Annotated in this window: 28 protein-coding genes; 15 read left to right on the forward strand and 13 right to left on the reverse strand. The window is 60.1% G+C overall.

From position 1 onward, the window contains the following. Window positions 1-763, forward strand: a 763-nt coding sequence (locus tag WB402_RS01280) for an MFS transporter (protein ID WP_424204971.1), incomplete at its 5' end; no start/stop codon positions are given. Between the two features lie 35 nt (window positions 764-798). Further along, the gene (locus tag WB402_RS01285) at window positions 799-1,677 is read left to right on the forward strand and encodes a tetratricopeptide repeat protein (protein ID WP_424204973.1); all 879 of its coding nucleotides are present in this window, start codon (window positions 799-801) and stop codon (window positions 1,675-1,677) included. A 7-nt stretch (window positions 1,678-1,684) separates the two neighbouring features. Here the strand turns inward: WB402_RS01285 and WB402_RS01290 are convergent, their stop codons facing one another. After that, window positions 1,685-2,365, reverse strand: coding sequence for a DUF599 domain-containing protein (locus tag WB402_RS01290; RefSeq protein ID WP_424204975.1), 681 nt, complete (start codon window positions 2,363-2,365; stop codon window positions 1,685-1,687). Between the two features lie 154 nt (window positions 2,366-2,519). On the opposite strand from WB402_RS01290, the gene WB402_RS01295 reads away from it, so the two are divergent. The 3 genes from WB402_RS01295 to WB402_RS01305 all read left to right on the forward strand — a co-directional run bounded on the left by WB402_RS01295 (window position 2,520) and on the right by WB402_RS01305 (window position 7,090). After that, window positions 2,520-3,713, forward strand: a complete 1,194-nt coding sequence (locus tag WB402_RS01295) for a class I SAM-dependent rRNA methyltransferase (protein ID WP_424204977.1) — start codon at window positions 2,520-2,522, stop codon at window positions 3,711-3,713. A gap of 94 nt (window positions 3,714-3,807) precedes the next feature. Then, entirely contained in the window at window positions 3,808-4,329 is a 522-nt protein-coding gene (locus WB402_RS01300; RefSeq protein WP_424204980.1) for a DsrE family protein, read from the forward strand. 109 nt (window positions 4,330-4,438) lie between these two features. Next, on the forward strand, window positions 4,439-7,090 hold the full coding sequence (locus WB402_RS01305; RefSeq protein ID WP_424204982.1) for a cation-translocating P-type ATPase: 2,652 nt from the start codon (window positions 4,439-4,441) through the stop codon (window positions 7,088-7,090). A gap of 22 nt (window positions 7,091-7,112) precedes the next feature. Here WB402_RS01305 and WB402_RS01310 read toward each other — a convergent pair whose 3' ends face one another. After that, window positions 7,113-7,460 (reverse strand): GFA family protein, encoded by a 348-nt coding sequence (locus WB402_RS01310; RefSeq protein WP_424204984.1) that lies wholly within the window; start codon window positions 7,458-7,460, stop codon window positions 7,113-7,115. 29 nt (window positions 7,461-7,489) lie between these two features. Beyond that, window positions 7,490-7,774: an Lrp/AsnC family transcriptional regulator gene (locus tag WB402_RS01315; RefSeq protein ID WP_424204986.1), complete on the reverse strand. Its 285-nt coding sequence runs from the start codon at window positions 7,772-7,774 to the stop codon at window positions 7,490-7,492. 135 nt (window positions 7,775-7,909) lie between these two features. On the opposite strand from WB402_RS01315, the gene WB402_RS01320 reads away from it, so the two are divergent. Beyond that, window positions 7,910-8,929: an IS110 family transposase gene (locus WB402_RS01320; protein WP_424204988.1), complete on the forward strand. Its 1,020-nt coding sequence runs from the start codon at window positions 7,910-7,912 to the stop codon at window positions 8,927-8,929. A 424-nt stretch (window positions 8,930-9,353) separates the two neighbouring features. Continuing rightward, entirely contained in the window at window positions 9,354-10,304 is a 951-nt protein-coding gene (locus tag WB402_RS01325) for a methylated-DNA--[protein]-cysteine S-methyltransferase (protein WP_424204990.1), read from the forward strand. On the opposite strand, the gene dcd is transcribed toward WB402_RS01325, so the two are convergent. Together dcd and apbC are read right to left on the reverse strand one after the other, a co-directional pair. Then, a complete protein-coding gene (gene dcd, locus WB402_RS01330) occupies window positions 10,213-10,779 on the reverse strand; it encodes a dCTP deaminase (protein WP_424204992.1) in 567 nt (188 codons plus the stop codon). The two genes, WB402_RS01325 and dcd, sit on opposite strands and share 92 nt — an antisense overlap. Window positions 10,780-10,931: 152 nt before the next feature. Next, window positions 10,932-12,023: an iron-sulfur cluster carrier protein ApbC gene (gene apbC / locus WB402_RS01335; RefSeq protein ID WP_424204994.1), complete on the reverse strand. Its 1,092-nt coding sequence runs from the start codon at window positions 12,021-12,023 to the stop codon at window positions 10,932-10,934. A gap of 156 nt (window positions 12,024-12,179) precedes the next feature. Between apbC and metG the strand changes: the two genes are divergently transcribed. Both metG and WB402_RS01345 read left to right on the forward strand, forming a co-directional pair. Beyond that, entirely contained in the window at window positions 12,180-14,240 is a 2,061-nt protein-coding gene (gene metG / locus WB402_RS01340) for a methionine--tRNA ligase (protein ID WP_424204996.1), read from the forward strand. Between the two features lie 213 nt (window positions 14,241-14,453). Next, on the forward strand, window positions 14,454-15,110 hold the full coding sequence (locus WB402_RS01345; RefSeq protein ID WP_424204997.1) for a VPLPA-CTERM sorting domain-containing protein: 657 nt from the start codon (window positions 14,454-14,456) through the stop codon (window positions 15,108-15,110). A gap of 61 nt (window positions 15,111-15,171) precedes the next feature. Here the strand turns inward: WB402_RS01345 and WB402_RS01350 are convergent, their stop codons facing one another. Beyond that, a complete protein-coding gene (locus WB402_RS01350) occupies window positions 15,172-15,714 on the reverse strand; it encodes a methyltransferase family protein (RefSeq protein WP_424204999.1) in 543 nt (180 codons plus the stop codon). A gap of 11 nt (window positions 15,715-15,725) precedes the next feature. Between WB402_RS01350 and WB402_RS01355 the strand changes: the two genes are divergently transcribed. The 6 genes from WB402_RS01355 (at window position 15,726) to arsS (ending at window position 20,435) form a co-directional block, all read left to right on the forward strand. Continuing rightward, window positions 15,726-16,391 (forward strand): RnfABCDGE type electron transport complex subunit B, encoded by a 666-nt coding sequence (locus tag WB402_RS01355; protein WP_424205001.1) that lies wholly within the window; start codon window positions 15,726-15,728, stop codon window positions 16,389-16,391. 7 nt (window positions 16,392-16,398) lie between these two features. Further along, window positions 16,399-17,034, forward strand: a complete 636-nt coding sequence (gene nth / locus WB402_RS01360; RefSeq protein ID WP_424205003.1) for an endonuclease III — start codon at window positions 16,399-16,401, stop codon at window positions 17,032-17,034. A gap of 249 nt (window positions 17,035-17,283) precedes the next feature. Continuing rightward, window positions 17,284-18,393 carry an FIST C-terminal domain-containing protein gene (locus WB402_RS01365; RefSeq protein ID WP_424205005.1) on the forward strand — a complete coding sequence of 370 codons (1,110 nt, stop codon included), beginning with the start codon at window positions 17,284-17,286 and terminating at the stop codon, window positions 18,391-18,393. Window positions 18,394-18,395: 2 nt separating this feature from the next. Then, window positions 18,396-18,842 (forward strand): DUF1841 family protein, encoded by a 447-nt coding sequence (locus WB402_RS01370; RefSeq protein WP_424205007.1) that lies wholly within the window; start codon window positions 18,396-18,398, stop codon window positions 18,840-18,842. 142 nt (window positions 18,843-18,984) lie between these two features. Beyond that, window positions 18,985-19,437 carry a DoxX family protein gene (locus WB402_RS01375; protein ID WP_424205008.1) on the forward strand — a complete coding sequence of 151 codons (453 nt, stop codon included), beginning with the start codon at window positions 18,985-18,987 and terminating at the stop codon, window positions 19,435-19,437. Window positions 19,438-19,445: 8 nt separating this feature from the next. Further along, the gene (arsS, locus tag WB402_RS01380) at window positions 19,446-20,435 is read left to right on the forward strand and encodes an arsenosugar biosynthesis radical SAM (seleno)protein ArsS (RefSeq protein WP_424205010.1); all 990 of its coding nucleotides are present in this window, start codon (window positions 19,446-19,448) and stop codon (window positions 20,433-20,435) included. Window positions 20,436-20,437: 2 nt separating this feature from the next. Here the strand turns inward: arsS and WB402_RS01385 are convergent, their stop codons facing one another. The 7 genes from WB402_RS01385 to lpdA form a co-directional block, all read right to left on the reverse strand. Next, on the reverse strand, window positions 20,438-21,064 hold the full coding sequence (locus WB402_RS01385) for a TIGR04282 family arsenosugar biosynthesis glycosyltransferase (RefSeq protein ID WP_424205012.1): 627 nt from the start codon (window positions 21,062-21,064) through the stop codon (window positions 20,438-20,440). An 84-nt stretch (window positions 21,065-21,148) separates the two neighbouring features. After that, on the reverse strand, window positions 21,149-21,910 hold the full coding sequence (locus tag WB402_RS01390; RefSeq protein ID WP_424205014.1) for a TIGR04283 family arsenosugar biosynthesis glycosyltransferase: 762 nt from the start codon (window positions 21,908-21,910) through the stop codon (window positions 21,149-21,151). 12 nt (window positions 21,911-21,922) lie between these two features. After that, a complete protein-coding gene (locus WB402_RS01395; protein ID WP_424205016.1) occupies window positions 21,923-22,198 on the reverse strand; it encodes an RND transporter in 276 nt (91 codons plus the stop codon). A gap of 8 nt (window positions 22,199-22,206) precedes the next feature. Further along, window positions 22,207-22,605: a lactoylglutathione lyase gene (gene gloA, locus WB402_RS01400; RefSeq protein ID WP_424205018.1), complete on the reverse strand. Its 399-nt coding sequence runs from the start codon at window positions 22,603-22,605 to the stop codon at window positions 22,207-22,209. A gap of 21 nt (window positions 22,606-22,626) precedes the next feature. Then, window positions 22,627-22,935, reverse strand: coding sequence for a pyrimidine/purine nucleoside phosphorylase (locus WB402_RS01405; protein WP_424205019.1), 309 nt, complete (start codon window positions 22,933-22,935; stop codon window positions 22,627-22,629). Next, entirely contained in the window at window positions 22,932-24,149 is a 1,218-nt protein-coding gene (locus WB402_RS01410; RefSeq protein ID WP_424205021.1) for an argininosuccinate synthase, read from the reverse strand. Before WB402_RS01410 ends, WB402_RS01405 begins: the two co-directional genes overlap by 4 nt. A 98-nt stretch (window positions 24,150-24,247) precedes the next feature. After that, window positions 24,248-26,058 (reverse strand): dihydrolipoyl dehydrogenase (lpdA, locus tag WB402_RS01415; protein WP_424205023.1); only part of this gene is annotated, 1,811 nt, incomplete at its 5' end.

The raw sequence follows: 26,058 nt of genomic DNA on the forward strand, positions 1-26,058 counted from the left end.
CGATCACACCGGCGCCGTGCTCGGCGCGCTGGCGGCCGCGGCCATCGTGTACTGGGGCACGTCGCGGCTCGATGTCGTGATCGCGCTGTCTGCCATCCCCGGGCTGCTGGCCGTGAGTCTCGTTGTCTTCGGCATCAAGGAACAGGTGCAGCCGGATGGCGTCAACGCCGAGCTGGCGCCGCTGAGCTGGTCGCGCCTGAGCCCGGTCACGCGCCGCTATCTCGCGGTTATCGCGTTTTTCACACTCGGCAAAATTCCCGAAACCTTCCTGCTGCTCCGCGGCCACGAACTGGGCATGACGGTGGTGGAACTGCTGCTGCTGTGGGCGGCGATGCACGTGGTGAAGGCCACCGTGTCCGGACAGGCGGGACAGCAGACCGACCGCGTCGGGCGCCGGCCGCTGATTCTCACCGGCTGGATGGTCTATGCCATCACTTTATTTGCCCTGGCCTTCGTGATCCAGCCGCTGATGCTCTGGGCCTGGAGCCTTGCGCTGGGTTTCTATTTCGGGCTGACCGAAGGCGCGGAGCGCGCGCTGGTGCGCGACCTCGCCGTGCCCGCCGAGCGCGGCACAGCGTTCGGCTGGTTTCACATGCTCGTGGGAGCCGCGGCCATACCAGCCGGGTTGCTACTGGGAGGACTGTGGGCGACTTACGGCGTCAAAACCGCGTTTCTGGTTTCCAGCGGACTGGCTGTTCTTGCCACAGCCGGATTCTGGCAATGGGTGGAAATCAAACCACCAGCTGGCAGCCCCAGGAGTTGATCCTTAATATATCAATAAACACCACGAAGGAACTTATGTCGCCACGCTCATTCTTCATACTCATTACCCTGCCGCTGGTCGTGCTGGTCAGCATCGCCCCGGCACTGTCGGAGACCCCCGAGGAAATTGCCGCGATCACCAATGCCGCCGAGCGCGGCAATCAGGGCGCGCAGCTTCTGCTCGGGCTCATCTACCGCGAAGGTCGCGGCGTGCCGCGCGATGCGCACAAGGCATTTTATTGGATCGACAAATCGGCTCATGAGCGTCAGCCCTACTCCCAGTTTGTGCTCGGTCAGATGTATGCCACGGGAGAAGGCACCGCGCGTGATACGAAACAGGCACTCGACTGGTGGCAAAAGGCGGCGGAACAGAACCAGGCTCAGGCCCAACTGGCGCTGGGTGAAGCGTATTTTTACGGAAAAGAAACCAAGCAGGATTACCACGAGGCCGAGTATTGGCTCGCCAAAGCCGCCGATCAGGGTGTGGCGCAGGCGCAGTATCTACTGGGGAAAATGTACCAACAGGGCCATGGCGTGCCGCAAGACCTGGAACGCGGCAAGCATTGGCTAACCCGTGCCGCCGCCCAGGGTCATTCAGAGGCAATCAAGCTGCTGCACTTTTTCACAGATGTCGGCGAAGACACCATGGTCGGTTATGAAGCATCGCGCGAGCAACTGAAAAAACGCGCGGATCAGGGCGACGTTGAGGCGCAATACCAGCTCGCGATCCGCTACGAAACCGGGGCCTGGGGCGTACGCCAGCATTCCGACCAGGCGCTCTACTGGTTCAACAAGGCGGCGGAGAAAGGTTACAAGCCGGCGATGCACAGCCTCGCGGACATCTACGAGAAAGGTCTGCTCGGAGTGAAACCGGACCCAAAGCTCGCCGCCAAGTGGCGCGAACGCGCGAAGTAAAAAATAATCAGTCCTGCTGCGGCAGGTGATCGAGGTGATTGAGCACCAGCAACACGCCGAAGGTCGAAATAACCATCCAGGTCGCGCCGAATACCCAGAGCAGCAGCGGCACGGAAAAATAATAGGTGCGCATGCCGATGCCATAATAAGCCGCCGCGCGATTGAGATGCAGCGCTACCGTGACCGGCGTGACGCCGTGGCTCTTCCCGCTCTTGTCCACCGGAACGTTAATCAGATAACCGACCTGGTTGTAGCCGCGTACCGCGAGCGAGAACGCGAAAAAGGCGACGAAGAAGTCCACCAGGATCAGCATCAGCTTGAAGATCCAGATGCTGGACTCGTGGGTGCCGGTCAGGTTCAGGATGTGAAGCGTCGGGCCGATCTTGTCGGCGTTTGCGAGCATGTTCATGATACCGAGGATCAGGATGATCGCGGTGGAGGCCATGAGGGTAGCGGCCATGGTGGAATTGCGCAGCGTCTGCACCGACACCACGTCCCAGCCCTTGTTCATCGCCTGTTCTACCCAGGCGGTACGCGCCAGCGCATTCATGCCCTGCACCGTGCGCGTGGGGCTGCGGCGACTGCGCCGGTTAAGGCGCCATTGATAACCGCCGAGCACGACGGCGCAGACCAGGAAAATCGCGCCGTCGGTGATGAAATTCCAGTAATAAGAAATCAGTGCGGGCATTGGGTTCGGGATTGTTTTTTGTAATTGTGGCGGGCGGCATCTTAGCAAAATTGTCCGCATCGCGCAGCCTTTGCCGGCTTCGAAGCGGGAACATTCCACAATTCCCATTTTCCGGGAATTCCCATATGCTTGCCGCCCCACAAGGAACACCGCCATGACCCTCGCTTCTCTGCGCCTTAACAAGAACGAAGAACGCCGCCTGCGCGCCGGCCACGTCTGGGTGTTCAGCAACGAGGTGGATACGAAGCTTACGCCGCTCACGGCGTTCGAACCCGGCCAGCCGGTGCTGATCGAGGACACAGCGGGCCACGTGCTCGGCTCGGGCTACGTCAACCCGCATGCGCTCATTTGCGCGCGGCTGGTGTCGCGCGACCCGAAATACGCGCTCGATCAGTCGCTGCTCACCCACCGGCTCAATGTCGCCCTGTCGCTGCGCGAGCGGCTGTTCGACACTCCTTATTACCGGCTGGCCTTCGGCGACAGCGACGGCCTACCCGGCCTGGTGGTAGACCGCTACGGCGACATCGCCGTGGTCCAGATCACCACCGCAGGCATGGAACGGCTCAAAAATGAAATTGTCGCAGCGCTCACGAAAGTTATCCGCCCGAGCGCCATCCTGTTCCGCAACGACACTTCCAGCCGCGAACTCGAGGGCCTGACGAGCTACGTCGAAACCGCGCTGGGCAAAATCCCGGAATCCATCACGCTCGAGGAAAACGGCGTGAAATTCGCCGTGCCGCTGCACACCGGCCAGAAAACCGGCTGGTTCTACGACCAGCGTCCGAACCGCGCGCGCTTCCGTCACTACGTCAAAGGGCTGCGCGTGCTGGATGTGTTCAGCTACCTCGGCGCATGGGGCGTGCAGGCGGCGGCGGCCGGCGCCGAGGCGGTGCTGTGTGTGGACAGTTCACCCAAGTCCGTCGAAGGCATAGGCCACAACGCCGAACTGAATGGCGTGGGCGCGAAGGTCGCGGTGGAACGCGAAGATGCCTTCGATATCCTGCGGCGCTTGCGCGCGGCGCGCGAGCGCTACGACGTCGTGGTGCTCGACCCACCCGCCTTCATCAAGCGCAAGAAAGACATCAAGGAAGGAACCCAGGCCTACCAGCGCTTGAACCAGATGGCGATGCAAGTGCTGTCCAAGGACGGCATTCTGGTGTCCTGTTCCTGCTCGTATCACCTGCACCGCGATGTCCTGCGCGACATCCTCCTCAAGAACAGCCGGCATATCGATCGGTTTCTCGAAATCATCGAGGAAGGCCATCAGGGGCCGGACCACCCCATGCACCCGGCGATTCCGGAAACCGGCTATCTCAAGGCGTTCTTCGCGCGCCTGCTGCCGACATAGTCGCGCGCCGGCGCCGCATGACGCATGAGCCTGTGATTTTATGCCATGCCGGCAGTAGGTTTTTTAATTTTCAGATATTGCCACACTCGTTTTTTTGGTCCATCCTCAAACAACCAGCTCGGCATTAAAATTGCCCGCGGATCCAAACCCGAATTTCAACAAGGAGAGCCCTATGTCCATTGCTGCGTCATTCACCCGCTTCGTCACTGCTGTTTTGTTTTTGATCGGCCTGGCCGGTCTTGCCACAACGGTCGAAGCCGCCGATAAGACAAGCAAGTCCAGTGTTGTCATCCAAATCAGCGAAAACAATCCGGCGATCTGGGGCCTTGCCTTGAACAACGCGGAAAATATCCAGGAGGCGCTGGGCAAAGATAACGTCAACGTCGAGATCGTCGCCTACGGTCCGGGTATCAATATGCTCAAGTTCGACTCCGAAGCCGCGCCGCGCCTCAAAAAGGCCAGCGCCGACGGTGTCGCACTGATCGCATGCGGCACCACCATGAGAAAACAGAAACTGACCGAAAAAGACCTGTATGGAAATATCAAGGTTGTTCCCGCCGGCGTGATCGAGATCATGAACAAACAGAGAGAAGGCTGGGCCTATATCAAACCGTAAACTCTGCTCAAGAGTAGCGATAACCAAGGGCGCCCTCTGGGCGCCCTTGGTTTTTTAGCACTCCCACCTGCGATCTTTCTCGAATGGTCCGCAGGCGTAGAATGCCCTCATGAAAATCCACCACCTGAAGGTGACCGAAGCGCTTGCGAACCTTCGCACCCGTCCCGAAGGATTATCCGCGGCGGAAGCAGGACGACGGCTTCGGGAGTTCGGGCCAAACCGCATCGAGCGTGTGCGCGTGGAGCACGGGTGGCGACGCCTGCTGCACAGCTTCACTCACTTTCTCGCTCTAATCCTCTGGTTTGCAGCAGCGCTCGCCTTCTTTGCCGAATACCGGGAACCCGGTCAGGGCATGGGTGTGCTCGGCGTGGCGATCCTCGGCGTGATTCTGATTAACGGGCTTTTTTCCTTCTGGCAGGAGCATCGCGCGGAACAATCTCTCGCGGCGCTGCAACGGTTGTTGCCGCATCAGGTGAAAGTCACGCGTGAGAACGCGCCGCTCACGCTTCCGGCGGCTGAGCTCGTGCCCGGTGATATTCTCTGGCTCGAAGGCGGCGACGACATCCCCGCCGACTGCCGCGTGCTGGAGGCGTTCGGGACGCGTGTCGATAATGCCACCATCACTGGTGAATCTGTACCACTGCCGCGCGAAGCGCAGGCTTCCACCGCCGAGGAACTGCTGAACGCGCGCAACATTCTGCTGGCCGGCACTTCGCTCGTAGCGGGTGAAGCGCGCGCCGTAGTGTTCGCCACCGGCATGCACACCGAGTTCGGCAAGATTGCGCATTTGACACAGGCGACCGGCGCCGTGCTCTCGCCCTTGCAGCGTGAGATTGCGCGCCTGTCGCGGGTGATTGCCTTGATCGCCGCGGCACTCGGCGCGCTGTTCTTCTTGATCGGCCACAGCCTGGGGCTTTCCTTCTGGGGCAGCCTGTTGTTTGCCATCGGCATCATTGTCGCCAATGTCCCGGAGGGACTGCTGCCGACGGTGACCCTGGCACTCGCTCTGGCCAGCCAGCGCATGGCGCGGCGCAACGTGCTCATCCGCCATTTGCCCTCGGTCGAGACGCTGGGCTGCGCAACGGTCATCTGCACCGACAAGACCGGTACGCTGACGATGAACCGCATGAAGCTGAAGCAACTCTATGCCGCCGGACGTTTCTGGGATGGTGAGGCAAAAGAACTGATGGGAATTCCGGCGCCATTCTTCGAGGTCGCGCTCCATTGCCACAACCTCAGGACATCCAACAACACGGAGTTCCTGGGGGATCCGATGGAAGTCGCGCTCGTGCGTCTGGCGCAACGCGCGCAGCCACACGCTAAACCGCACCCCAAACGTGATGAGATCCCCTTCGATTCCGAACGGTGGCGTCTGTCCACGCTTCATGCAACAGGCGGTGGCTTCGTGCTCTACACCAAGGGCGCGCTCGAATCGGTGCTGCCCTTGTGCCGGCAGATACAGCGAAGCGAGAATACCGAAACACTCACGCCCGACCTCACCGAGTCCTTGCACAAAACGGAAGTAGCAATGGCTGAGCAAGGCTTGCGCGTCCTGGCGCTGGCGTACCGGCCGGACGCGGTCGAAGGACCGCCGGAGGAGCTTGAGCGCGATCTGATCCTGGTCGGACTCGTGGGCTTCCGCGACCCGCCGCGCCCGGAAGTGCCGGCCGCTATCCGCCAATGCCGCGAGGCCGGCATCAAAGTCATCATGGTCACCGGCGATCATCCACAGACGGCGGTTGCCATCGCGCGCGAGATCGGACTCGTGCTTGCATCCAACGCCGCGGTAATCACTGGCGAGCAACTGCGGCGGCTGTCGGAGGCCGAATTGCAGCTGGCACTTGATGCACCGGAGATTATCTTCGCGCGTGTGGGCGCCGATCAGAAGCTGCGCATTGTGCGGGCGCTGAAGCAGAAAGGCGAAACCGTGGCCGCCACCGGCGATGGTGTCAACGACGCGCCCGCCCTCAAGCACGCGGATATCGGCATTGCCATGGGCGTAAGCGGTACCGACGTGGCGCGCGAATCCGCGCATATGGTGCTCATGGATGACAACTTCGCCAGCATCGTGGCCGCTATCGAGGAGGGCCGCGCAGTGTACGACAACATGCGCAAGTTCCTGACCTACATCCTCACCCACAATGTGGCGGAGCTGGTGCCCTACCTCGCCTTCGCGCTGTTCCGGATCCCCCTGCCACTTACCGTCATTCAAATACTTGCGATTGACCTCGGCACTGACGTGCTTCCGGCGCTTGCCCTTGGCGCCGAATTGCCGGAGCCGGAAGTCATGCAACGCCCGCCGCGTTCTCCCAAGGAACGTCTGCTGAGCTGGCCCGTGCTCGCGCGCGCTTACCTGTGGCTCGGCCTGCTTGAAGCGGCCGCGGCGATGGCGGCATTTTTTTTCGTGCTGCGTGCCGCGGGATGGAATTATGGCGAAATTCTCCCGGCCAACGATCGGATTTATCTCCAGGCCACCACCGCCTGCCTCTCCGCCATCATCGTGATGCAGGTCGTAAACATATTTCTTTGTCGCAGCGAGCGCAGTTCGACATTCACCCGAGGGCTTTTTCTCAATCGAATGATCCTGCTGGGCATCGCGGTCGAGATCGCGCTTATTCTTCTCTTCGACTATACGCCCTGGGGAAACAGGCTGTTCGGCACCGCGCCCATAGCACTGGACGTTTGGCTCTATGTCGTGCCATTCGCGCTCGCCATGCTGCTGCTCGAAGAATTACGCAAAGTATTAGTACGACGCTTATAAGGAACGCTGCATGGTCTGGCGCTCAAAGGCTGCGACCATCAAAGTGCCCCACCTTCAAGAGTGACAAGTCAACACCATCCAGGCAGCGAGCGTTGATCGCCACCATGTATTTACCAGTAGGGGCAAGGCCTTCGCCAAACGGCGCGCACCCGCACTTGGGGCAGAAGCGATGTTTAATTCGATGTTTGTTAAATGTGTAGGTGGCAAAGTTATGTTCGGGTGTGAGAAAACGAAAATTCTCGCGGGAAACAAACCAATGAAGCGAACCGCGTTTGCTGCAAATCGAGCAATTGCACTCCATGACTTTTTCAAGATTGCCATTGACTTCGAATGCAATCTGCCCGCAGTTGCAGCTACCCTTGTAAATCATTGATTCGCTCCTGGAATCAGCCGGGCCTTCTATCCCGAGCCAATAGAGAACATGGACTCCAAGTCATGCTTCGAGTATGTGCGGAATGCGAGCATCGTTTCGCTGCCCACGATGCCATCGAGCTTGAGCATCGCCCCGGTCACAATATCTGACAGAGTTTCGTTGTCTTTGGTTCTGACAATGGCAATCAGATCATATCGCCCGCTCACCGAGTAAACCTCGGTAATGCCTTTCATGCTGGAAAGTTGCGACGCAATCTCATTCACCTTCTTCCTGTCCACCTTCAGAGCCACGATTGCTGTAACCATTGTCATTCCTCCTTCCTGTTCCAAAAAATGGGTATCGTCTTGACTCCCTAACGAATGATATGGACTCCCCCTGCTCCTGCGGCATCAGATGTGCCAGATTGAAGACGGTTCATCTCAATCAACGGAACAGGAGGAGTCATCATGAACGTTACATCGATCGGAATCGATTTGGCAAAGAATACCTTCAGTCTGCACGGGGTAGATAGCCGGGGCAAGATGGTGTTCCATAAAACCTTAAGCCGTGGGAAGTTGTTGTCATTCCTGGCCCAACAGCCGCCAAGCCTCATCGGCATGGAGGCCTGTAGCGGCGCCCACCATTGGGGCCGGCAGCTTCAGGCCCTGGGCCACCGGGTCGGGATCATGGCATCCCGCTTTGTCGCCCCCTACCGCAAGGGTGGCAAGAACGACGGCAACGATGCCGAGGCCATCTGTGAGGCGGTGGCTCGGCCCGGCATGCGCTTTGTGCCGATCAAGAGTGATGAACAGCAGGCGCTACTCAGTCTGCACCGCATTCGTCAGGGGCTGATCAAGGAACGCACCGCCACCATTAACCAACTGCGCGGCCTGTTGAGTGAATTCGGGCTCATCATGCCCAAGGGCCGTTACCCGGCGCAGCACCACCTACCGCGCATCCTGGAAGACGCCGAGAATGGTCTACCGATGCTCGCCCGCCGTCTTCTCAACGATGTCTATCTTCGTCTGCGGGGCATGAACGAGCAGGTCCTGGCCTACGACCGCGAACTCGAACATCTCTCCCAGGAGAGCGAGATCGCGCAGCGGCTCATGACGATCCCGGGCATCGGCGCCGTCACCGCGACGGCGCTGATCGCCAGCGTTGGTGACCCGAAGCAGTTCAGGAACGGTCGGCAGTTCGCCGCCTGGCTCGGCTTAACGCCCCGGCAATACACCACCGGCGGCAAGATCCGGTTGGGAAGAATCACGAAGAAGGGCGACGTATATCTGCGCACCCTGCTGATTCACGGCACGCGGGCGGTGTTGGCCACGCTCAAGGACAAGCAAGACCGTCTGAGCGTGTGGGTGCGCGCGCTCCTCGAGCGGCGTGGTTACAAGCGCGCCGCGGTCGCGCTCGCCGCGAAGAACGCGCGCATTCTCTGGGCATTGATGGCGCGGGGCGAGACGTACCAACGGAAAACCGCGTGACGTCGCGAGCGGCGCTGTAAGCGGCGCGTCACGGAAAGGAGCAACCAACCGAGTCACTGCAACGGCAATCGATGACAGAAAGGGTAAGACCCCGGTGAAAGAGCCTGTTTAACTCAATGGTCCGGGTTGAGACCGTCTAACGAATCAGGCATTCACCCAGCGCAACATCATCATGGCCAGAGTCATAACGACTCACCAACAGGCCGAATGTAGAGCTGCAGTCTGACGCCTGACTGGAAGAGGTTACAGTTGCTTGACAGTGGGGGGAGTCCATGTAGATGGATTAAGCGACTTATTGACTGAATATTACGATATACCACTGATGCGACTCGGGGAACCCCCACCAAAACATGATCTTGCCCCTGGACGTTACACCGCAAGAATCGGGTTGTTATCGGTGGCAAGCCTGACTTATTCTGCGCCCATGGACAGGGTTAACGATCATTCACGACGCACCACAGATTACGCGCGTATCGAGCGTACGATCCACTATCTGGAAGAGAATTATCGGCAGCAACCAGACCTGAAGGCATTGGCGCGCGGCGCGGGTCTGAGCGAATTTCATTTTCAGCGGCTGTTCCGGCGCTGGGCCGGCATCAGCCCCAAGCGCTTTGTGCAATATCTCACCGCCGGGCATGCCGTCCGGATGTTACGGGAATCACGCACGAATCTCGACGCGGCCTACGACGCGGGGCTCTCCAGTGGCGGACGTCTGCACGACCTGTTCATCAATCTGCATGCGGTAACGCCCGGCGAACTGAAACGCGCCGGCGTGGGTCTTACGATTCAATATGGTTTTCACCCGAGCCCGTTCGGAGAATGCCTGATCGCCGTGACCGCGCGCGGCGTCTGCCATCTCGGATTCGTGTCGCCGGAGGATCGGCGTACCGCGTTCGCAGAACTGACAGCCGAATGGCCGCAGGCACAATTCAAGGAAGCGCCGCGTGTGACCGCCCCGTTAGCACGCCGGCTGTTCAAGCGAATCAACGGGCATGCACCCGGCATCGATTTGCATGTGCGTGGGACAAATTTCCAGATAAAGGTATGGGAGGCGCTGTTGCGTATTCCACCGGGAGGCGTTGTGTCTTATGAAGATCTCGCACGGCATATTCAAGCGCCGCGCACGGTACGGGCCGTGGCCAACGCCGTGGCGCACAACCCGGTGGCGTGGCTCATTCCCTGCCACCGCGTGATCCGCAAGAGCGGCGCGTTGGGCGGTTACCGTTGGGGAGAAACTCGAAAGAAGGCCCTGCTCGCGTGGGAAGCGGTGCGAACCGGGGACGTCATATCTTCGGCAACGTCACGCCCTGCTGACCCTGATACTTCCCGCCGCGATCCTTATACGAAGTCTCGCAGATCTCGTCGCCCTCGATGAAAATCACCTGCGCCACGCCTTCGTTGGCGTAAATTTTGGCGGGCAGCGGCGTGGTGTTGGAGAATTCGAGCGTGACGTGCCCTTCCCATTCCGGCTCCAGCGGCGTCACATTCACAATGATGCCGCAGCGGGCATAAGTGCTTTTACCGAGACAGATGGTGAGCACGTTGCGCGGGATGCGGAAAAATTCCACGGTGCGCGCGAGCGCGAACGAATTCGGCGGGATGATGCACACGTCTCCCTTGAAGTCCACGAAGCTGCTCGGGTCGAACTTCTTGGGATCGACAATCGTGGAATTGATGTTGGTGAAGATCTTGAATTCGTCCGAACAGCGGACGTCGTAGCCGTAGCTCGAGGTACCGTAGGAAACGATGGGGCCGTTATTCGCGCGCTTGACCTGGTTCGGCTCGAATGGCTCGATCATGCCGTGGCTCGCCGCCATACGGCGGATCCATTTGTCTGATTTGATTCCCATAAGAAGGCGCTATTTCACCGCAAAGACGCAAAGGACGCAAAGGTTTTTATGTTCTAGAGACTTATTCGGTGTGCTTCGCTAACGCTCAGCACACCCTACGTAGCTAATCTTGCCTTTCTTTGCGCTCTTCGCGTCTTTGCGGTGAATTTCTTTTAAGTATTTTGAATAACGATGCTCGGGAACTTGGCCGAGAAGTCCTTCTTGCGCAGCGACAACTTGGCGGCCACGCGCCGGGCAATGTCGCGGTAGATCTGCGAAATGCGGCACTCGGGATCGGCCACCACCGTGGGCTTGCCGGAATCGGTTTCCACGCGGATACGCATGTCGAGCGGGAGCGCGCCGAGGAAATCGACGTCATTCTGCTCGGACATGCGTTCGCCGCCGCCCTGGCCGAAGATGTGCTCCTCGTGCCCGCATTTGCTGCAGATGTGCGTGCTCATGTTCTCGATCACGCCAATCACGGGGATGTCCACCTTCTCGAACATCTTGAGGCCCTTGCGCGCGTCCAGCAGCGCGATGTCCTGCGGCGTCGTGACGATGACGGCGCCGGTGACCGGAACCTTCTGCGCCAGCGTCAGTTGCACGTCGCCGGTGCCCGGCGGCAGATCCACGATCAGGTAATCAAGGTCCTTCCAATTAGTGTCGCGCAGCAGCTGCTCCAGCGCCTGCGTCACCATCGGACCGCGCCAGATCATCGGCGTCTCTTCGTCAACGAGATAACCGATGGACATGGACTGCAGGTGATAACTCATGATGGGCTCGAGCGACTTGCCGTCTTTGGATTCGGGCTTCATCTTCGCGCCGAGCATGGTCGGCTGGCTCGGGCCGTAAATATCCGCATCAAGAATACCGACGGTCGCGCCTTCCGCGGACAGCGCCAGCGCCAGGTTCACGGCTACGGTGGATTTGCCCACGCCGCCCTTGCCGGAGGCTATGGCGATGATGTTTTTCACGCCTTCAATGGGCTTTACGCCCTTCTGCACACCATGCGCCGCAATGCTGAATGAAACATTAACCGTGGCATCCTTGACGCCGGCAATGGCGGACACCTTCTCTTTTAGCTTGGAGGCAAGAGTCGCCACATATCCCTTGGCCGGGTAACCGAGAACGACATCCACAGTCACTTTGCCGCCGTCAACGGTGATTTTTTTCACGGCCTTGGCCGCGACCATGTCCTGCTCGAGGTAGGGATCGATCACCTCTTTGAGCGCTGTTTCAACTTGCTGCTGGGAGACGTCCGCCATGAAGCTCACTCCAGATTCGGTCTGTCAGGGGGCGCACATGCTACACCGGGGACCGAAAAAAGTCATGATCGGGGCGGCATAAAGACGCGAATTCCCTTATGATATCGGGGTCAAACCAAAGAGAACCGTCCGCCGTGTTATCGTGGCGGCGATTTTATGCCTGAGAAGAAACGCAAAATCCTCGTCACCAGCGCCCTGCCCTACGCCAACGGCCCGCTCCACCTCGGGCATCTCGTGGAATACATCCAGACCGACATCTGGGTACGCTTCCAGAAAATGCGCGGTCACGAGTGCTGGTATGTCTGTGCCGACGACACCCACGGCACGCCGGTGATGCTGCGTGCCCAGCAGGAGGGCATCAGCCCGGAGAGCCTGATCGCCCGCATGAGCGCGGAACACCAACGCGACTTCGCCGACTTCGGCATCGGTTTCGATAACTATTACTCCACGCACTCGGACGAAAACCGCGAGCTGGTGTCGGAAATCTATCGGCGGCTGTCCAAAGCCGGACATATTTCCAAACGCACCATCAAGCAGGCCTACGATCCGGTCAAAAATATGTTCCTGCCCGACCGCTTCATCAAGGGCACCTGCCCGCGCTGCAACACGCCGGATCAGTACGGCGATTCGTGCGAGAACTGTGGCGCGACCTATTCTCCGACCGAATTGAAAAACGCCGTCTCCGCGCTCTCCGGCGTGCCGCCGGTGGAAAAGGACTCGGAACATTATTTCTTCAAACTGGGCGACTTCGAAGCCTGGCTGCGCGAATGGCTGCACCCGGACATTACCAAAGTACGGCATGTGCAACCGGAAGTGGCGAACAAACTCTCCGAATGGTTCGATGCCGGACTCAAGGACTGGGACATCTCGCGTGATGCACCCTATTTCGGCTTCGAGATTCCGGACGCGCCGGGGAAATATTTCTACGTCTGGCTCGACGCGCCCGTGGGCTACATGGCGAGCTTCAAAAACTTGTGCGCGATGCGAGGCCTCAAGTTCGACGATTTCTGGGGCAAGGACAGCAGTGCCGAGCTCTATCATTTCATCGGCAAGGACATTCTCTATTTCCACACGCTGTTCTGGCCGGCGATGCTGGAAGGCGCGGGATTTCGCAAGCCGACGTCTGTGTTCGCGCACGGATTCCTCACCGTCAACGGCACCAAGATGTCCAAATCGCGCGGCACCTTCATCACCGCGCGCTCGTACCTCAACCACCTTCATCCGCGCTATCTGCGTTATTATTTCGCGGCCAAGCTCAACGGCCGGGTCGAGGACATCGACCTCAATTTCGACGACTTCACGGCACGTATCAACAGCAACCTCATCGGCAAGTACGTCAACATCGCCTCGCGCGCCGCCGGTTTCGTCACCGAGCGCTTCGGCGGGAAGTTAAGCAAAGAGCCCGTCAACAAGGAATTGCTGCATGAAACCCAGAAGGCGGCGGAAACCATCGCGGAACATTATGAAAACCGTGACTACGCCGAGGCGGTGCGTCTCATCATGGCGCTCGCGGACAAGGCCAATGCCTTCGTGGACGACCGCAAGCCATGGCTCCTGGCCAAGGATCCGGCGCAGAACGAGCATCTCCAGCAGGTCTGCACGACCAGCCTCAACCTGTTCCGTCTGCTGACGATTTACCTCAAACCGATCCTCCCGAAAATCGCGGAGGACATCGCCACATTCCTTAATATCCCGCCGCTCACCTGGGCGGATGCCAAAACGCTGCTCACCGATCACACCATCAACCCGTACCAGCATCTGGCCACGCGCGTGGACCCGAAGAGCATCCCCGCGCTGCTCGATGATTCGCAAAAGGACATGAAGACCATGGCCGAGAAAACTTCCGGAACTATTACCGAAACCAGCGACCTCGCACGGCATCCGATCCTGCCCGAGATCAGTTACGAGGACTTCGCCAAGGTGGATTTGCGCATCGCCCGCATCATTAAGGCAACGCACGTGGAAGGCGCGGACAAGTTGCTGGAATTGACCGTCGACCTCGATGGCATCACGCGCACCGTGTTCGCCGGCATCAAGGAAGCCTACAAACCGGAAGACCTCGAAGGGCGGCTCACGGTCGTGGTGGCCAATCTCGCGCCGCGCAAGATGAAATTCGGCCTGTCCGAGGGCATGGTGCTCGCCGCCGGTCCCGGCAAAAAAGATTTGTGGATTCTTTCGCCGGATGAAGGCGCGCAACCGGGCATGCGCGTTAAGTAACGTTTATATGTAAACAAAATCCCTGAAAAACGGGCTTATCCGATGCATGGATAACCGGAAATTCCCCACTATACTTAAAACTAGTAGTGAGGGAAGGGACAGCAGGGACAGCGGGATGCAAATTTTGCATCCCGCTTTTATTTTGGCAAACAGAACATCGATCAAAATTCATAAGGAGGTGTGGACAAGCTAATACCAAGCGAGATGTAGAATATGCATAACAAGAAATTTCTTCCGTCGTTAATTATTACCGTTGCCATCAGCAGCGGATTTTCAACCCACGCTGTCCAGGCGTCCTCGGTTTCGCCTTCCGAACTGTTCATCAACGACCCGGCACAAGTGTTGATGGTCGACGGCAAGGACCGCGATTCCAATGTCTCGATTCGGGTCTGGCTCGACACGCCGAAGCGGTCAGCGTTAGATTTCGGATTCATCAGTAACGACAACTTTCTCTCCATTACCGGCAAATCGCGCAAGAAGAGTAATTACACGTTCACGGGCGGTTCCATCGTCGATTTTGCGCTGCGCAGCAATGGCAGTGACGGTTTATTCGGCACCTCCGATGACGTGATCTATCGCCTCTCCGACAGTGCCGGCTATGCCTCGCAATATTATTTTGCGGCCATCGATCCGGCCAAGTCGCGTCATCCGGTGGTGACGGAACCCTATTATCAGATCTTGCGCCTGGGCTGGGACCTGAATCTCGACGGTCTCGTGGATGCGCGCGTGGTGCTTAAAATCACGAATAACAAATACGACGGCATGATGCCGGGGCCGATGGCGGTATCGCTCCCCGGAGCTTCGTGGCTGCTGGGTTCCGGTCTGGCGGTACTGGGAGTCACGGTGCGGCGCCGGAAACAAGCCGCGTAAATCAGGCGTCCTTAAAGTAGTCAGCGATTTCATTTTGCGGGGGGTGCCCATCATCCCCGGGTCAGTACAGCCCGGGGATGAATTTTTTCACCTTTTCCTGGTAATCGGCATAGTCACGATATTTTTCCCGCAGCCAGATTTCCTCGTGCACGGCCTTGCGATCGAAGAAGAACGCAAGACCCAGCACATACAAAACACCGATCTCACACAGCCACCACAAGGCCCATCCCAGGCTCACCAACATCACTGACGTATACATCGGGTGACGCATAAACCGGTAGGCGCCTTGTCGACACAGCGTGGCGTCGGCGAGCGGCTTGGGGAAAGGCGTGAGGGCTTTGCCCAGACTCGCAAACCCCCAGACGGCCAGCAGCACGCCCAGCAGGGTGACCGCCACACCTCCCATTGGCACCAAACCGTCAGGGGTAAGATGTCCGCGGCCCTGCCACACCGGAATAGCGAACGCGAGCAGCATCACCGGTACCTGGGCCAATACCCATATTCCGCCACGGGACACGAATGAATTATTCTGCGGCATGCGGCTGAAGCTCCGGTTTACCAACGCACGGTAGCGCTTGTTGCCTGAGTCGTAAAGCGCGGCCATACTCTCCGGCCATGTCCACACGTGCCCGACAAGCCGTTTCCGCCGATCGGATCGATGCGTGGCTGCCGCAAACGCAATGCACGCAATGCGGTTATCCGCGCTGCCGCGCGTACGCCGAGGCTGTCGCGCATGGCGAGGCCGGCATCAACCAATGTCCGCCGGGCGGCGAGGTCACGATCGCCGCGCTCGCCAAGCTGCTGCACGCATCACCCGCACCGCTGGACCCGCGCTTTGGCATTCACAAGCCGCGCGCGCGTGCCGTTATCGATGAAGCCGTCTGCATCGGCTGTCGCAAATGTCTCGATGTCTGTCCAGTGGACGCCATCGTCGGCGCGCGCAAGCTGATGCATACCGTCATCGCGCGCGAGTGCAACGGCTGCGAGCTGTGCTTGCCGCCCTGCCCGGTGGATTGCATCGTGATGGTCCCCGTCGATTCGGATGAAGCGGCTGAACCTTGGCCGGAGTACACACGCGCAGAAGCGGATCACTGGCGCGTGCGGACCGAGAATCGTCTGCGTCGTCTGGCACTCCGCAAGCGCACACGGCACGGGACGCCGCACTCCACCGAATCGGCGGCGCCGCTCCCGCCCGATCGCGAGCGTATCCGCGCCGAAATACGCGCCGCGGTGGCACGGGTCAAGGCGCTCAAAGCACGCACCACCGGTCAGAAACCCTGATCCGCACATGAATGCGCACAAGCGTCACGAAATTTTCGCACGGCTCAAGCGGGCCAATCCGAGCCCGACCACCGAGCTCCAGTACCGGAATCCTTTCGAGCTGCTGGTATCGGTGATTCTCTCGGCGCAGGCTACGGACAAAAGCGTCAACAAGGCCACGGCGGAACTCTTCAAGGTTGCCCGCACACCGCGCCAAATCCTCAACCTCGGTCTGCGGGGACTCAAGCGCTACATCAAAACGATCGGCCTCTACAACACCAAGGCCGCCAATATCCTGAAGACCTGCAAAATCCTTCTCGAAAAACATGGCGGACAGGTGCCGGCGACGCGCGAGGAACTGCAGGCGCTGCCGGGCGTGGGGCGCAAAACCGCCAACGTGATTCTCAATACCGCATTCGGTCAGCCGACCATCGCCGTGGATACGCATATCTTCCGTGTGGCCAATCGTACGGGACTGGCGCCGGGGAAAAACGTGCTCATCGTGGAGAAAAATCTGCTCAAGGCGGTCCCCGAGGCATACCGCCACGATGCGCATCACTGGCTGATCCTGCACGGGCGCTACACCTGTACGGCACGCAAACCGCGTTGCGCTGAATGCGTCATCTATGATTTGTGCGAGTACCGGGCTAAAGTAGTGGCATGAGCCGCAGAGCAGGGGCCATCTTATTGAAGGGATGCGGCGCGACCGCGCAGCGCAGAGCAGTGCCTGCCGCGAAGCGGCAGGTGCGACCGTTGCGCGGGATGCGGGCGTCGCTAAACGGTCGCTGGCATCCGCTCCGCTGCTCGATCCCGCTACGCGGGTCCTTCGGGCAACGCTCCGCGGCGCCCGAATGACACAGGCCGCCGACAGCATGACAAGACAATTCAACTCCGATCTTTCGGAGGCGGCGTGATGATTTTGAAATCTGCCGCTTCCGGATTGAGCCACGGCCACCGCGCCCTGCCGGAGCACGCGGAACAAGCGGTCAAACAGGCGCTCGCGAAGGCGGGACTTGAGCGTGCCAATGCCATATTACTGTTCCTCACTCCAGAGTACGCCGCCAATCCGGAACCGGCGCTGCGCGCGGCGGCGCGCGCCGGCGGTTGCATGCAAGTGGTGGGCTGCACCGGCGCCGGCATCCTAACCGAAGACGAGTGGGTGCTCGACAGTCCCGGTGCCGCGGCCATGGTGCTGGGCGGGAATGTTCATCTGAGTATCGCTCCCCAGGGGAAACTGAGCGATGAAGATACCGTGCTGAGCCTGTGCACCCCCGCCGGGCTCACAGCGGAATGGATCGACGTAGCCGCCAGGCGCTTCGGCGCGGTGTCGGGCGATCTCTTCGGCCACGGCCCGTTCAAAGTCTGGAGCGGCGCGCGCGTGTCGGAATCCGAACAGGTGGATGCCATCCTGAGCGGCGTGGACAGCGTGATCGACGCCTCGCAGGGCGTGCGCGCGCTGACCTCGCCCATCGAAGTGGCGGAAGTGCAGGGTTACGACATCAAGCGCCTCGGCAATTACCCGGCCCTGAGCGTGCTCGTCCAGTCGCTTCCACCGAACGTGCGCGAGATGGAGCGCGTGCCCTTGCATCTCATCATGGGCGGCGTGGCGATCGGCGATCCGGAAACGGCGATTCGCGACGGCCGCTATCGCCTTAACCACATCGTGGCCGCCAACCTGCGCGACCAATCCATCACGCTGTCGGAACGGCCCTCCCGTGGTGAGCGCTTGTTCTGGGCGATGCGCGACACCCTCACCGCCGAGCGCGACATGCACGTCTGCGTGACGCGCAGCGTTCAGGCGCTTCCGGGGGCGCCTGACTTTGCTCTGCTGTTCCCATGCATAGGACGCGGCCCGAATTTCTTCGGCAACCGCGATCGCGATCTGGATGCACTGCGGTCGCAGCTCCCCGGCCTGCCCGTCGTCGGCATGTACGGCAACGGCGAGATCGGCCCGCTCGACGGCATCAATCACCTCTACCAGTATTCCGTCGTGCTCGGCCTGTTTCGGGCCAGAGCCGCCTGAACATGTTCGCGGAGCAGGATCGCGGACAGACGCGCGAAGTATTTTTCCGCGCCTGGCGCGCGCACCGCGAGGAACAACCGCTGGAGGGCGTGGAAAAGCTCATCGTGCAGGTGGTCCTGCGGCACCCTGAATATCATGCTCTTCTCGAACATCCCGAGCCGGCGCGCGAGCGCGATTATTTTCCGGAATCGGGCCAGACCAATCCGTTCCTGCATCTCGGCATGCACATCGCCATCGAGGAGCAGCTGTCGATCGACCAGCCCCGGGGTATCCGCGGTTATTACCAGAAGATACTCATGCGCCTTCCCGACGAGCACGCGGCGCAGCATCATATGATGGAATGCCTGGGCGAGATGCTGTGGCAGGCAAGCCGGCAGGCGACAGCACCCCAGGAATCGGTTTATCTCGATTGCCTGCAGCGGTTGCTGGGTAGTCCCTCAAAAGTCTGATCGCCTCGTCCCGGACGCACCCGGTGTGAAACTTTCGCAAGGTGGTCGGGTCTCATTTGTGGTCGGGACAACCAAGTTATGAAATCGGTCGCTATCCGGCGAATGGTTCTCCATTAATCACGTCTTGCCGCACGGAGGAGTCATGACACTGGTTCAAAGAACCGCGCGATGGCTTGCGCCGGTTATCAAGGGACTCGATTCCCTGCAACCGCTTATACATCTCGGCGTGCGTCTGTGGGTCGCCGACGTATTCTGGAAATCGGGCGTCGAGTCCCTGAAAGACTGGGAAATGACGGTCGATCTGTTCACCCATGAATTTCATGTCCCGCTGCTCGCGCCGTACGCGGCCGCTGTTTTGGGCACCGGCGTGGAATTGATCTTTCCCGTGTTCCTGGCGCTCGGGCTCGCTGGACGTTTCAGCGCCGGGGTGTTGTTCATATTCAACATCATGGCGGTGATTTCCTATCCCGCCCTCAACGAAGTCGGCCTCAAGGATCATGTCTATTGGGGGATTCTGTTGTTGATCCCGCTGCTGCACGGGCCGGGAAAAATCTCCATCGACTATTTCATCCGCCGTCATTGGATGGGAAAATAATCCCCACCATGAACCGGATTGCCGTCAAACTCCAGCCCGCCGCCGCGCCTTCGTTCGCCCGCGCTCTCGGCGCCCACGGCCTCGGCCCGCTGCACCGCGAGCGGCTGCGTGAGTTGCAGATCAATATCGGGCGCTTGTGCAACCAGGCCTGCAACCACTGCCACGTGGACGCCGGTCCCAAGCGCACCGAGATCATGACATGGGAAACCATGGAGAAGATTCTCGCCTGGGCGAAAGCCGCCGGCATCACGGCAGTCGACATCACCGGCGGGGCGCCGGAAGTCAATCCGCATTTTCGCCGCCTGGTGGACGGCTTCCTGACGCTCGGCACGCTGGTCACCTCGCGCTGCAACCTCACTGTGCTGCTCGAACCCGGGCAAAACGATCTGGCGTCGTGGTATGCGCAGCGGAAAATCCGTCTGGTCTGTTCCCTGCCCTGTTACACGCAATTAAACGTGGACGCCCAGCGTGGCGACGGCGCTTTCGAAAAAAGCATCGAGGCATTGAAACGGCTGAATGACACCGGTTACGGACGCGAGGCGGCCCTGGTGCTGGACCTGGTTTACAACCCCGGCGGCGCGTTTCTCCCGGGTGCCCAGGAAAAACTCGAGTCGGACTACAAGCAACGGTTACAACAGGATCATGGCATCGTCTTCTCGCGCCTGAGGACGCTCACCAACCTGCCGATCAATCGCTTCGCGCACTTCCTCAAGCGCACGGGCCAGTATGAAAAATACATGCAATTACTGGAGGAAAATTTCAACCCCGCGACCGTGCCGGGTCTCATGTGCCGGCATCTCGTCAGCGTGGACTGGCGCGGACGGGTGTACGATTGTGACTTCAACCAGATGCTCGACCTTCCGCTCGGCGACCAGCCGCCACGGTATTTATGGAACATAGCAACACAGGACCTCGAGGCCACTCCGGTCGCGGTGGGTTCCCACTGTTTCGGCTGCACCGCCGGCGCCGGCAGCAGTTGCGGCGGCGCGCTGGCCTGACCTTACAGAAACTGTTTTAACGGCTCGTACTTCTGCGCGATCAGCCACAGATCGCGTGCTGTGTCGATGTCTCTGAGTTTCGCCAACAGATCGAACTCCATGTCCAACGCTTCAGCGCGGGCGAGCGTCATTGGCAACACTTGCTTGCTGCCCCATGGCATGTTCTCGAAAAGTTCGGGTCGCGCCTCTTGCAAGCCGATAAAATAATAACCGCCGTCTTCGGTCGGCCCGAGGACATTTTTACCACGCGCGAGCCAGTCATTGGCCTGATCGAGGACATCCCAACCGCAGTGCGGCACATCGCAACCCATCACCGCGGCACATCCGTGGCGTTCCACACCTTCGTGCAGCGCGCTCAGCATCCTGGCGCCCACATCGCCGCCGGACTGCGGTGCAAGGCGGATGTGAAATTCGCGCGCGAGCTCCTGAAACAGCGGATGGTCAACATCGGGCCAGACATGCAATGCGATGTCGCCCGGCCAGGCGGAAACCACCAGCTCGACCGTGGCGCGAATCAGAAACGCCGCGATCTCCGCGGCTCGCTCCGGACTGTAATCCGGTTGCAGGCGGGTCTTGACCTCGCCGGGTACAGGTTGTTTGGCAAAAAGAATGAGTTTCGGCTGGCTCATATATGTAGCCCTACTCCGCTTCGCTCCGTTCGTCTTGCCATAAAAGCAGTAGCCCTACTCCGCTTCGCTGCGGTCGTCCTGTCATCATGGTAGACGATCATACCAACGAGCGAGACGTTCAGGCGAAACACCCAGCCAATACAGGAATCGCAGCGCCCACATCAACAGAATGGTGCGTGTGATACCCCGCTCCTCCCAGCGCCGCGAGGAGGAGATGACCGGCCCGCGCAAACGCGCCGGCTTGCCGACCCATTTCAGCCGCGTGGAAAATTCAATGTCTTCCATCAGTGCGATCGGCGCAAACCCTCCCAGCATGCGATAGACATCGCGTCGCACGAACAGCCCCTGGTCGCCGGTGGCGATTCCGCTTACGCGCGAGCGCCAGTTCATCAAACGTTCGATGACGCGAAACAGGAAGTGGCGTCCGGAAAGACGCACGTCAAAGCGTCCCCACAGATGGCCGCGACGGACAACGTCGCGGATACGCGCGATGGCATCCGCGGGCGGCACTGTGTCGGCATGCAGGAACAGCAACGCGTCCGAGGTGGCGACCTGTGCGCCTGCATCCATCTGGCGGGCGCGTCCGCGCGGTGCCTGGATCAGATAGGGAACCGGCTGCGATCCGGTCGTGTCCGCCGACATGAGCTTGCACACGATCTCGACGCTCGCATCGGTGCTGCCGCCGTCCACCACGATCACCTCGTCAAAGGGATGACCCGCGAGAAGATCTGACAGGTTTTTTTCCAGATGCCTGGCTTCGTTGAATATCGGCAGGATGACCGCGACCGTGGGCGGCGATACGCCATTCCCGGACCCGGGCGCAGGAGATATTGGTGAGGCGGTCATGACAATGCGCCGTCAGGCGGAACGCGGCGGTTTCTTTCCCGGCAGCGTCATGCGTATCAACTTGGCTGCCAGCAACAATGGCAGGGAGGCATGCATGATGAGATCGAAAATATCGATGGGCCGCGAGAGCGTGCCATTCGCCAGCATCTTGAGCTTCTGCCACAGATGCGGCTCCGGCACGAATGGCGCCAAGCCCAGCGCCAGCGCCGCAACGGCCAGCGCCGTGAGTGGAATTCTATCCAGCCAGAGCAGTAGCCCTACTTCGCTTCGCTCCGTTCGTCTTGTCATAAGAGTAGCTATTTCGCGCCCTGCGTGCCCCGTTGGATCAGCTCGATCTTGTAGCCGTCCGGATCTTCGACGAAGGCGATGACCGTGCTGCCGTGTTTCATGGGCCCGGCTTCGCGCGTAACTTTGCCACCGCGGTTTTTGATCTCTTCACAAGCGGCATGAACGTCGTCTACCTCGAGCGCTATGTGGCCAAATCCGTTGCCAAGATCGTATGTCTCGGTGCCCCAGTTGTAGGTCAGTTCGACAACCGCGTGTTCGGTTTCTGGGCCGTAACCGACGAAGGCGAGCGTGAACTTACCGTCGGGGTAATCCTTCCGGCGCAGCAGTTTCATTCCCAGCACGTCGGTATAGAACTTGATCGAGCGATCGAGATCGCCGACCCGGATCATGGTGTGCAGGACGCGCATATCAGACCTCCTCGCCGTCTGTCAGCTGAAGTGGCAGACGTAATCGAATAGATCGGTGACTTCGATTTCGAAGTGCGAATTCCCGGGCACCGAGAAGCTCTGCCCCGCCTGGTACTCGCTCCAGCTCTGCTGGTCGGCGAGTTTCACGCGGCAGTGGCCCTGGGTGATATCGATCTTTTCCGGCGCCTGGGTACTGAAACGGTAGGTGCCCGGCAGCATCACGCCGAGCGTCTTCATCTCGCCATCGGGCGTGATGATGGTCCGGCTGGTGACACGGCCGTCGTGATAGACGTTGGCCTTTTTCTTGATCTCGACGTTCTTGAAGCTCATTTCTTCCTCCGCCGCTTCGCGGCAATGCGCATGCGCAGCGCATTCAGCTTTATGAAACCCTCGGCATCTTTCTGGTCGTACGCGCCCCGGTCCTCTTCGAAGGTCGCGATGGTCGCATCGAACAGGCTGTCGGAATCCGACTTGCGGCCGACCACAATGACATTGCCCTTGTAGAGCTTGAGGCGCACCACGCCGTTCACGGTTTCCTGTGAGGCATCGATCATGGCCTGAAGCATTTTGCGCTCCGGACTCCACCAGTAGCCGTTGTAGATGAGCGAGGCGTAGCGCGGCATCAGATCGTCTTTCAGATGTGCGACTTCCCGGTCGAGCGTGATGGATTCGATGGCGCGGTGCGCCTTGAGCATGATGGTACCGCCCGGGGTTTCGTAGGCGCCGCGCGATTTCATACCGACATAGCGGTTCTCGACGATATCCGTGCGACCGATACCGTTCGCGCCGCCAATTTTATTGAGTGCGGCGAGAACCGTGGCCGGCGACATGGCCTTGCTATTGATGGCAACAACATCACCCCTCTTGTAGGTCAGTTCGAGATATGTCGGCTTGTTAGGCGCCTTCTCGGGCGCGACCGACCAGCGCCACATGGAGGCTTCCGGCTCCTTCCACGGGTCCTCGAGTATGCCGCCTTCATAGGAGATGTGCAGCAGGTTCGCGTCCATCGAATACGGCGATTTCTTGCCGCGCTTCATCTCGACCGGGATGCCGTGCTTGGCGGCGTAGCTCATGAGCTTCTCGCGCGAGGACAGGTCCCACTCACGCCACGGAGCGATTACCTTCACGTCGGGCTTGAGGGCGTAATAGCCCATCTCGAAGCGCACCTGGTCGTTGCCCTTGCCGGTAGCGCCGTGCGCCACGGCGTCGGCGCCGACCTTGTTCGCGATCTCGATCTGGCGTTTGGCGATCAGCGGTCGCGCGATCGAGGTACCGAGCAGGTATTCACCTTCGTACAGGGTGTTGGCGCGGAACATGGGAAACACGAAATCGCGCACGAACTCTTCCTTGAGATCGTCGATAAAGATTTCCTTCACGCCCATCTTCTTCGCCTTGGCGCGCGCGGGCTCCAGTTCCTCGCCCTGGCCGATGTCGGCGGTGAACGTGACGACCTCGCAATCATAGGTTTCCACCAACCACTGGAGGATGACGGAGGTGTCGAGACCGCCGGAGTACGCCAGGACGACTTTCTTGATCTTATTCATAAAACCCCAATGAAACCCTTGAACCGCCAAGACGCGAGGAGCGCCAGAGAGATCAAATTATAGTGATCTTTACGCTTGGCGTCCCTGGAGGCTCAAGATCATTTCTTCCGCGCCGGCATGAGGTCGGTGCAGACACCTTCGTAGACTTCCGCGACCATGCCGACCGACTCGCCGAGCGTGGGATGCGGGTGGATGGTCTTGCCGATATCTTCGGGGTCGCAGCCCATTTCGATGGCGAGCGCAAGCTCGCTGATCAGATCACCGGCGTGGGTGCCCACGATGCCGCCGCCGATGACGCGATGGGTCTCCTCATCCACAATGATCTTCGTGAAGCCTTCCTCGCGGCCGTTGGCAATGGCACGGCCCGAGGCGGACCACGGGAACCTGGCCTTGCCGATCGCTCGGCCCTGCTTCCTGGCCTCGTCCTCGGTCACGCCCACCCAGGCGATTTCGGGGTCGGTGTAGGCGACCGACGGAATGACCGTGGCATCGAAGAAGGACTTCCGCCCGGCAGCCGCCTCCGCCGCCACGTGGCCCTCGTGCACCGCCTTGTGCGCCAGCATCGGTTGACCGACGATGTCGCCGATCGCGTAGATGTGCGGCACGTTGGTGCGCATTTGTTTGTCGACTTCGATAAAACCACGATCGGTTACGGCGATACCGGCATTCTCGGCGGAAATGTTCTTTCCATTCGGTGCGCGGCCGGCGGCGACCAGAACGAAGTCATACACCTGAGGCTTGTCGGGCGCCTGCTCGCCCTCGAACGTGACTTTGATGCCGGTCTTCAACGCCTCGACCTTGGTCGTCCTGGTCTTCAGCATGACGTGATCGAAGCGCTGGCTGTTCATCTTCTCCCATACGCGCACGAGATCGCGGTCAGTGCCGGGCATGAGCCCGTCCAGCATTTCGACCACGTCGATGCGGCAACCCAGCGTTGAATACACGGTCGCCATCTCGAGCCCGATAATGCCGCCGCCGATGACCAGCATCTTCTTCGGAACGCCCTGGAGTTCGAGCGCGCCGGTGGAATCGACAATACGCGGATCCTCGGGGATGAACGGAAGCTTCACGGCCTGCGAACCGGCGGCGATGATGGCGTTGGCGAAACGGATGATTTTTTTCTCGCCTGTCGGTGCCTTGCCGTCGCCCGCCGTCAGCGAAATCTCCATGTGGTGCGGATCGAGAAAGCGCCCGATGCCGCGTATCACCTCGACTTGGCGACCCTTGGCCATCATGCCAATGCCGCCGACCAGTTTACCGACCACTTTGTCTTTCCAGCCGCGCAGCTTGGTGAGATCGAATTTGGGCACGCCGAAACTCACGCCGTGTTCGGCGAGTTTTTGCGCCTCCTCGGTCACGGCCGCGACATGCAGCAGCGCCTTCGAGGGAATGCAGCCGACGTTGAGGCACACCCCGCCGAGCGTGGCATATCGCTCGACGAGCACCGTCTTCTTGCCGAGATCGGCGGCGCGAAACGCCGCCGAGTAGCCGCCGGGGCCGGCACCGAGCACCAGCACTTCGCATTCACCATCGATCTTGCCGGTATACCTCGCCGCGCCCGGAAGCGGCCCGGTGCGTGGCGGCGGTGCGGGTTCCGCCGCGTGTACCTCGAACTTCGGCGTGGCGGCCGGCTCCGCCTTCGGCGCGGGCTTGGCGGGTGCAGCGGGAGTTGGGGCGGCTTCCGCCGTCTCCAGCAGCAGGATCAGTGTTCCCTGCGCGACCTTGTCGCCGACCTTGAGCTTGACGTCCTTGACCTGGCCTCCGGCCGGGGACGGGACGTCCATGGTCGCCTTGTCGGACTCGAGCGTGATGAGCGGGTCTTCCGGCTTGATGGTATCGCCGGGTTTGACCATGACCTCGATGACGGAGACTTCCGCGAAGTCGCCGATGTCGGGGATTTTGACTTCCA

The sequence above is a fragment of the Sulfuricaulis sp. genome (assembly GCF_049587675.1).
Lineage (GTDB): Bacteria > Pseudomonadota > Gammaproteobacteria > Acidiferrobacterales > Sulfurifustaceae > Sulfuricaulis.

Bases quoted from the DNA above. Each gene is read 5' to 3' on its own strand.
- WB402_RS01385 (WP_424205012.1), bottom strand. From the start codon at position 21,064: ATGAGCCAGCCGAAACTCATTCTTTTTGCCAAACAACCTGTACCCGGC.
- metG (WP_424204996.1), top strand. From the start codon at position 12,180: ATGCCTGAGAAGAAACGCAAAATCCTCGTCACCAGCGCCCTGCCCTAC.
- WB402_RS01315 (WP_424204986.1), bottom strand. From the start codon at position 7,774: ATGACAATGGTTACAGCAATCGTGGCTCTGAAGGTGGACAGGAAGAAG.
- WB402_RS01345 (WP_424204997.1), top strand. From the start codon at position 14,454: ATGCATAACAAGAAATTTCTTCCGTCGTTAATTATTACCGTTGCCATC.
- WB402_RS01295 (WP_424204977.1), top strand. From the start codon at position 2,520: ATGACCCTCGCTTCTCTGCGCCTTAACAAGAACGAAGAACGCCGCCTG.
- apbC (WP_424204994.1), bottom strand. From the start codon at position 12,023: ATGGCGGACGTCTCCCAGCAGCAAGTTGAAACAGCGCTCAAAGAGGTG.
- WB402_RS01285 (WP_424204973.1), top strand. From the start codon at position 799: ATGTCGCCACGCTCATTCTTCATACTCATTACCCTGCCGCTGGTCGTG.
- arsS (WP_424205010.1), top strand. From the start codon at position 19,446: ATGAACCGGATTGCCGTCAAACTCCAGCCCGCCGCCGCGCCTTCGTTC.
- WB402_RS01355 (WP_424205001.1), top strand. From the start codon at position 15,726: ATGTCCACACGTGCCCGACAAGCCGTTTCCGCCGATCGGATCGATGCG.
- WB402_RS01305 (WP_424204982.1), top strand. From the start codon at position 4,439: ATGAAAATCCACCACCTGAAGGTGACCGAAGCGCTTGCGAACCTTCGC.
- gloA (WP_424205018.1), bottom strand. From the start codon at position 22,605: ATGCGCGTCCTGCACACCATGATCCGGGTCGGCGATCTCGATCGCTCG.
- WB402_RS01310 (WP_424204984.1), bottom strand. From the start codon at position 7,460: ATGATTTACAAGGGTAGCTGCAACTGCGGGCAGATTGCATTCGAAGTC.
- WB402_RS01390 (WP_424205014.1), bottom strand. From the start codon at position 21,910: ATGACCGCCTCACCAATATCTCCTGCGCCCGGGTCCGGGAATGGCGTA.
- WB402_RS01405 (WP_424205019.1), bottom strand. From the start codon at position 22,935: ATGAGCTTCAAGAACGTCGAGATCAAGAAAAAGGCCAACGTCTATCAC.
- WB402_RS01290 (WP_424204975.1), bottom strand. From the start codon at position 2,365: ATGCCCGCACTGATTTCTTATTACTGGAATTTCATCACCGACGGCGCG.
- WB402_RS01320 (WP_424204988.1), top strand. From the start codon at position 7,910: ATGAACGTTACATCGATCGGAATCGATTTGGCAAAGAATACCTTCAGT.
- WB402_RS01370 (WP_424205007.1), top strand. From the start codon at position 18,396: ATGTTCGCGGAGCAGGATCGCGGACAGACGCGCGAAGTATTTTTCCGC.
- nth (WP_424205003.1), top strand. From the start codon at position 16,399: ATGAATGCGCACAAGCGTCACGAAATTTTCGCACGGCTCAAGCGGGCC.
- WB402_RS01410 (WP_424205021.1), bottom strand. From the start codon at position 24,149: ATGAATAAGATCAAGAAAGTCGTCCTGGCGTACTCCGGCGGTCTCGAC.
- dcd (WP_424204992.1), bottom strand. From the start codon at position 10,779: ATGGGAATCAAATCAGACAAATGGATCCGCCGTATGGCGGCGAGCCAC.
- WB402_RS01375 (WP_424205008.1), top strand. From the start codon at position 18,985: ATGACACTGGTTCAAAGAACCGCGCGATGGCTTGCGCCGGTTATCAAG.
- WB402_RS01365 (WP_424205005.1), top strand. From the start codon at position 17,284: ATGATTTTGAAATCTGCCGCTTCCGGATTGAGCCACGGCCACCGCGCC.
- WB402_RS01395 (WP_424205016.1), bottom strand. From the start codon at position 22,198: ATGACAAGACGAACGGAGCGAAGCGAAGTAGGGCTACTGCTCTGGCTG.
- WB402_RS01325 (WP_424204990.1), top strand. From the start codon at position 9,354: ATGGACAGGGTTAACGATCATTCACGACGCACCACAGATTACGCGCGT.
- WB402_RS01350 (WP_424204999.1), bottom strand. From the start codon at position 15,714: ATGGCCGCGCTTTACGACTCAGGCAACAAGCGCTACCGTGCGTTGGTA.